Origin of the sequence: Flavobacterium sp., from assembly GCF_029242675.1 — a bacterium.
In the GTDB taxonomy this organism is placed as follows: Bacteria; Bacteroidota; Bacteroidia; order Flavobacteriales; family Flavobacteriaceae; genus Flavobacterium.
On the sequence record NZ_JAQWTM010000290.1, the window covers coordinates 1 to 6,716 of the forward strand.

At 32.9% G+C, this 6,716-nt stretch carries 5 protein-coding genes; all 5 read left to right on the forward strand.

The genetic code is table 11. The features are described 5' to 3' along the window. Positions 1 to 475: 475 nt before the first annotated feature. Positions 476 to 1,333 carry a helix-turn-helix domain-containing protein gene (locus tag P8M54_RS10500; protein WP_300287788.1) on the forward strand — a complete coding sequence of 286 codons (858 nt, stop codon included), beginning with the start codon at positions 476 to 478 and terminating at the stop codon, positions 1,331 to 1,333. 132 nt (positions 1,334 to 1,465) lie between these two features. Further along, entirely contained in the window at positions 1,466 to 2,314 is an 849-nt protein-coding gene (locus P8M54_RS10505; protein ID WP_300287789.1) for an RteC domain-containing protein, read from the forward strand. A gap of 357 nt (positions 2,315 to 2,671) precedes the next feature. Further along, the gene (locus P8M54_RS10510) at positions 2,672 to 3,013 is read left to right on the forward strand and encodes a helix-turn-helix domain-containing protein (RefSeq protein ID WP_300287790.1); all 342 of its coding nucleotides are present in this window, start codon (positions 2,672 to 2,674) and stop codon (positions 3,011 to 3,013) included. Positions 3,014 to 3,064: 51 nt separating this feature from the next. After that, positions 3,065 to 4,492: a DUF3945 domain-containing protein gene (locus tag P8M54_RS10515; RefSeq protein ID WP_300287791.1), complete on the forward strand. Its 1,428-nt coding sequence runs from the start codon at positions 3,065 to 3,067 to the stop codon at positions 4,490 to 4,492. A 21-nt stretch (positions 4,493 to 4,513) separates the two neighbouring features. After that, positions 4,514 to 6,595: a type IA DNA topoisomerase gene (locus P8M54_RS10520; protein ID WP_300287792.1), complete on the forward strand. Its 2,082-nt coding sequence runs from the start codon at positions 4,514 to 4,516 to the stop codon at positions 6,593 to 6,595. The last annotated feature ends 121 nt before the right edge of the window (positions 6,596 to 6,716 follow it).

The window sequence follows — 6,716 nt, forward strand, 5'->3', positions numbered from 1 at the left end:
TTTGCAAAAGAGCGTAAGGATAAAGATTGGGATTCCTCTGTCGGCAACCGCGCTGGTGCAATAGTTGGAGCATTAGAAAATTCTTCTACAGCTGTAACTAGGTCATTAGTAACAGGAATTCTAACAAATAATCTCATAGCACACTAGTAATGTACAGATTTGTTATGATTGAAAAGGAAATAATATACTTCTTCAGTGTGTTTTTGATCCTTTTCAATCTAGTTAGCCTTTATTTCATCGTGGACTTATTGAGCTACGATGAAATAATGGGCTACTTTCCAAATGGAAAGATAAAAAGTGATAGCACACGAAATTTAGCTTTTATACTTCTTGTGGGTTGTACTTCAAATTTACTATTTATTTCAGTTTCATTAATGGCCAACATTCTTTTCAAGTCTACTAAGGAAGATATTGAACCTAAATAGGCGAATACTACTTAAGATATTAAAATTGAAATCCGATAAATTTAATTGTTTTGGTAAGCAAAAAAGCAAAGTATTTTAATGAAGGTTTACAAGTGACTTTTTTTGAAGTGATTTACTTTAAAAGTGCGCTTCGTCAACTACTGATTTTTGAACGTATTTCAATACTATTAGTCAACGATGGATTTATTTCTTTTGAAATTAATCACAGAAAAATGAGTATTTCCAGGAATGATATCCTAGTGATTCCCAAAAGAACAATTGTTGAAATTTTGACAATAAGCAATCCATTAAAAATTTGTCAACTATCGTTTACTTCCGAGTTTACGTTCGAAAATAGTCTGAAAAAACCATATATAGGATATTTTGAATTTTTTATTACCAAGTATCCTCCAGCATTAGCATTGAAAAATAAGGAGTTTTTACGTGTAATTGAATTATTTAAATTGTTGGATTCTAAAGCAAAAAGTTCTAATAAAAATCTATTTAAAAGAGAAGGCCTGTTGTTTAGTTTTAACTTATTGTTATACGAACTAGCAGGAATTTATAATAAATATTATCACCATATTCCTGTTATGCATACTGGAAAAGAAAAACTGGTTCTTCAGTTTTTTAGTGTTTTAGAAATTAATTGTCGGTCGCAACATCATGTACAATTTTATGCTGATGCATTATTTATAACACCTGGGCACCTCACAAAGACAGTCAAAGTAGTTACCACTAAAACTGCAAAGCAATTTATTGAGGAAGCACTTATTTTAGAAATTAAAATAGTTCTTCAAAATAATGAATTAACTATTGCAAGAATAATAGAGGAATTGCAGTTCCCAAGTGCTTCATTCTTCAGCAGTTTTTTTAAAAAGCATACCGGTCTGTCTCCAACAGAATACCGCCTAAGATTAAATTTATAAAGATGAACTATCCCCAAAAATGATATTTTAAAGCACTTAAAGACAGTGAAATAAGATGCTATTTAGCTTTAGAAGTAAATAAAAGAATAGAAACATGAGAAAATTAGCCTTCTCTTTAATATTATTTTAATTATGATGCAATCTACATATAAGGACGCTTTATATAGTATCCTGAAAAAAGAACAAGAAATTAGTTTAGAGTCGGCACATGTAATAGATGAATCATACCGCATGACTATATTTTTGCAGGATCTATTGGCAAATATGAAAAGATATGTTACTGAAAAAAAATTTAAAGATCAAAATGAAGAAATTGAATTCTTTAGGGTTATTAAACCGCAAATACTTGGAAAGCTTATTTACTACAATAAGGTTTATAGAATAGAGACCTCGTGTCCAGTACATGGTGGAAAAATGTATTATGAATATTTTTCAGTGGAACTGCAGCAATTGAAAAATGAATATAAGGAACATATTTTTAATTCTGAATTTTACCGTTACTATCGTTCGGGAAGAACGGACCATGATGATGATTTTTTTAAGTTAGGAAATATAAATATTAACACAGGACTTAATAGTTTTATATTTGAAGTTGATACTCAATTTTCTACCTATTATGATTATAAAGTTTCTCGGATAATTGCCAATGAATTATTGTACAATTATCTAGTAATAAAAATAAATCCTGTGGACAGACCTAACATTGCTTCTACAAATGGAGAGTCGACCGAAAATCTTTTCTGGACAGAATCTAAAAATTCACTAATAGAGTTAATTTATGCCCTTCATGTATCTGGAGCCATTTCACATGGTAAAACAGGAATTCGTAAGATTAGCTCGGTTCTTCAAGTATTATTTCAAATTCAGCTGGGCGATATACATCATTCTTTTCATCGAATGAAGGATCGTGCTGGTAATCGAACGCTATTTTTAGACCAGCTAAAATCTTCAGTTGAGGATTATATGGATAAGGATTTATAATATAATACATTTTAATGTTTCGAAAGCAGTATTCAATGGTACTGCTTTTTTATGTTTACCCATCTCCGCCAATTGGCAAAACGTCTTCGTATTCAGTATTGTTTTTCTATAAATAGTAAAAAAGCGTTACTATCTGTCACTCTTATATATTCATAAGTTATTTAAATATTATCTACTTCAATTGGTACGTCTTGGCAAAATATTTTGGAGATACTTGGCAATTTTGTAACGGTCACTACAACATCTTTACTGTGGAAATTATAGCTTGAAAGAGTAACAATTCTCAATACTGGTAAATGAAGTGAATAATTGACTAATAGCAAGTCTAACAGTATTAATTGATTAAAACATACCCTTATGAATATAGATAGAATGGAATTTATAGCATGGATGGAACGGATCATGGATCGTTTTGATATTTTAAGCGAACACATTACTGATATCCAAAAAAAACGAAATAACATTGATGGAGAAGAATTACTGGACAATCAGGACCTTCTTCAAATGTTGAAAATTAGTAACCGCTCACTTCAGCGTTATCGTTCAACGGGTAAACTACCGTATTATACGATTAGTGGAAAAATTTATTATAAACTATCCGATGTTCATCAATTTATACGTGATAGCTTTAATGCTCCTAGACAAAATTTAAAGCCAACGAACGACAACACCTGTCAGCTAAAGTCACTTTGTGAATAATTTGATCGTAACTATTTATTTTCGATTTAGTAAATTTTAAACAGCATTGACATGAGAGAAGAATCTTTAAGTGATCCAAAATTAAAAGAGCAATTTTCGGATGTTTTGTTGGTATCTGATACCAATAAAAAGGAAATAAGGGCAGTTAATGGAATTGGAAAAGATAAAGAATTACAAACAGTAGTCCCGGATAAAAAAAATGAAAGTCAGTTCCTGCGTGTAGACAAACAAGGTGATTTGTTTTCTAATTTTTTCTCCAACTTTTACCGGGAATTAAAAGATCCTACACATTTTATCTTTTTTAGAGTTCCAGAAAACCAGGCAATACAAATAGCGAAAAGAATGCAGAAAGAAGTTGATAAACCGACCAAAATGGGAATGAAGCAATTTGAACAACATGAAATAAAAGTAGATTATAAACCTTTAAATAAAAATAAGATGAAAACAACACAATCAACACCAGAAGCTGGCGATTACCGCTTCAAATTAGAACAAATCGATTGGAAAGCAATGACTAATCTGGGATTAAGTAAGGAACGTCTCGAAAAAATGAACTTATTAGAGCCGCTGTTAAAAGGATATAAGACCAATGAACTAGTTCCTGTAAGTCTTGATTTAGGAACCTCCATCACTCGAATGGACGCTGGGCTATCACTACAAGAAAAAGAAAACGGACAAGTAGTTCTTTCTATTCATGGCATCCGAAAAGAACCTCAGTTAAACTACAAATTCTTCGGACATGAATTTTCAAAAGAAGATAAAGAAAACTTGCTCAAAAGTGGCAACATGGGTAGAGTGGTTGATTTGATTAATCCCAAATCGGGTGAAACAATACCTTCGATTATTAGCATTGACCGTTTGACCAAAGAAGTTATTGCACTACGCACGGAACAGATTAAAATTCCAGAAGAAATTAAAGGGATAAAACTAAATGAGCAACAAAAGCGAACTTTGACAGAAGGCAAATCGTTGTATATCGAAGATATGATGTCAAAAAAAGGTGAACCCTTCAATGCATCAGTTCAATTCAATGCGGATAAACGTTACGTTGAATTCCTTTTTGATAGAGCAGATACTAACAAACAGTCACAAAGTCAACAGAAAGAAGCTCCACAAATATTTCGAGGCAAAGAACTTGACGAACTGCAACACCAAAAACTTAAGGACGGTCAAACAGTTTATGTAAGTGGTTTGGTTGATAAGAAAGGTAAAGAGTACCAAGGTTATATTACATTCGATAAAGAAACAGCCAAAACTGGTTTTTCTTTTGATAATCCTAATAAATTACAAGAGAAAGCATTACCTAAAGAGGAAAGTAAAACACAGGTTGCGGTTAACTCAGAAGGTAAAACCAATGAGGCTACTAAGAAAATTAAAGAGCCTTTAAAAAGGGAACAGAATAATCCTGAAAGTGCCAAACAGCAAGAACAACAGGATAAGCCAAAAGCAGCAGCTAAATCGAAAGGTCGAAAAATGTAACTATTCTAAAGACTTAATCTAATGAAAGTAGTAATTGCAGAAAAACCAAGTGTTGCTCGAGAGATCGCTCTCTTATTAGGAGCTAAAGAGAAGAAGGAAGGTTACTTGATGGGAAATGGATATCAGGTAACCTGGGCGTTTGGACATTTAGTGACTTTGGCAATGCCAGAAGATTATGGTGTTACTGGATTTCAAAGAGAGGCTTTACCTGTATTACCTAATCCATTCTTGCTAACAGTGCGCAAGGTCAAGAAAGATAAAAGTTATGTTCGTGATCTAGGGGCATTAAAACAACTGAATGTTATTGATCAACTATTTAAAAACTGCGAAAGTATTATTGTTGCCACAGATGCAGGACGTGAAGGGGAGCTTATTTTCCGTTACATATACGAGTATTTGAACTGTAGTAAGCCTTTTGAACGTTTATGGATTAGTTCTCTAACTGAAAAAGCCATTCTAAATGGGTTTAATAACTTGAAACCAGGAAAGGATTTCGATGGTTTACATCAAGCAGCACTAGGTAGAAGCCGTGCAGATTGGTTGGTAGGAATTAATGCCTCACAAGCATTAACTATTGCAAACGGAAGCGGTATTTATTCTCTGGGAAGGGTTCAAACACCAACATTAGCAATCATTTGCAAACGATTTTTAGAAAACAAGTCATTTGTTAGCAAGCAATATTGGCAAATTGAATTGGAACATCGCAAAGAGTTTATTGATTTCAAAAGTCTTTCCACAATAAAATGGGAAGGTAGTAAACAAGCTGAAGACGCTTTGAAATCGCTACAGAGACATGGGATAGCCACGGTAATTGCCAATGAAACTAAAACAGTCAATGAACAGCCACCATTGCTATTCGATCTTACAGCATTACAGAAAGAGGCTAACATAAAGCTAAATCTATCCGCTGAGGAAACTCTCAATATCGCTCAAAGCCTATACGAGAATAAATTCATTAGTTACCCTCGTACCGGGAGTAAGTATATTCCAGAAGATATGTGGGTAGAAGTTTCTAAGCTTATATGGATATTAGAAGAGATGGAGAAATTTAAAGGAGTAGTTGCTAAAATGAAAATAGGACGTTTAAATAAACGAATTGTTAACGATTTAAAAGTAACTGATCACCATGGTTTATTGATTACCGGTAAGGTTCCATCCGCTTTATCTGCAAAGGAAAAAGCTATTTATGAAATGATCGCATACCGTTTACTTGAAGCCGTTTCTCCTATTTGTATTAAAGAGATAACTGATGTTGTCTTCCAAGTTATACACTATGATTTTGAACTAAAAGGGATTAAAATTATTGATGCAGGTTGGAGAGCTATTAAAGGAAGTTTTTCAGATGAAGAAAAAGATCCTATTCAAGACTTACCGGAACTAAAAATCGATGATGAAGTCAAGATTAAGGCATCAAGAGTATTGGAAAAGAAAACTAAACCACCTGCTCTTTATACGGAAGCAAGTTTACTTTCCGCAATGCAAAATGCAGGAAATCAGATCGGAAATGAAGAAGAACGTAATGTATTGCAAGAAATAGGGATTGGTACGCCTGCCACTAGAGCAGCTATTATTGAAACCCTTTTTAAGAGGGAATATGTCAAACGTGATAATAAATTATTAGTACCTTCAGAAAAAGGACTAAAGGTTTACGAGTTAGTAAAAGAAATGAAGATCGCTAATGCTGCTATGACTTCCGAGTGGGAACTAGTCTTGCAAAAAATAGAAAACAACGAAGAGAATATGGCAAATTTTCAAAGAGAAATAGAAGTTTATACAACAACTATAACACACGAGATACTTGCTTTATCTATTGCCGTCGAAAATCAACCTGAATTTATTTGTCCAAGGTGTAAAGTTCAGAGAATAGCAATCCGGGATAAGTTGGTTAAATGTAAGGATGAAAATTGCAATTGGGTTCAATTTCGAAATATATGTGGCATACAGCTAAACCTAATAGATTTGGAAGCACTAATTACTAAGGGCAAAACAAGCCTCTTAAAAGGGATGATTAGTAAATCTGGAAAGAAATTTGACGCCTTTATCGTTATGAATGAAAATGGAGAAACGTCATTTGTGTTTCCACAAAAGAAAAAAAGGAGATAAAGTTGTTTATTAATTTCTACTCATTGTTATTAAAATGTAACGAAGATTTACTGATGTATTTCACTTAAAAGATTAAGAGGTAATTTATGAGAGAACCAACTCACATTGTAAAAAGGAAGGC

Coding starts and splice junctions, on each gene's coding strand:
- P8M54_RS10505 (WP_300287789.1), top strand. CDS start 1,466: ATGATGCAATCTACATATAAGGACGCTTTATATAGTATCCTGAAAAAA.
- P8M54_RS10510 (WP_300287790.1), top strand. CDS start 2,672: ATGAATATAGATAGAATGGAATTTATAGCATGGATGGAACGGATCATG.
- P8M54_RS10515 (WP_300287791.1), top strand. CDS start 3,065: ATGAGAGAAGAATCTTTAAGTGATCCAAAATTAAAAGAGCAATTTTCG.
- P8M54_RS10520 (WP_300287792.1), top strand. CDS start 4,514: ATGAAAGTAGTAATTGCAGAAAAACCAAGTGTTGCTCGAGAGATCGCT.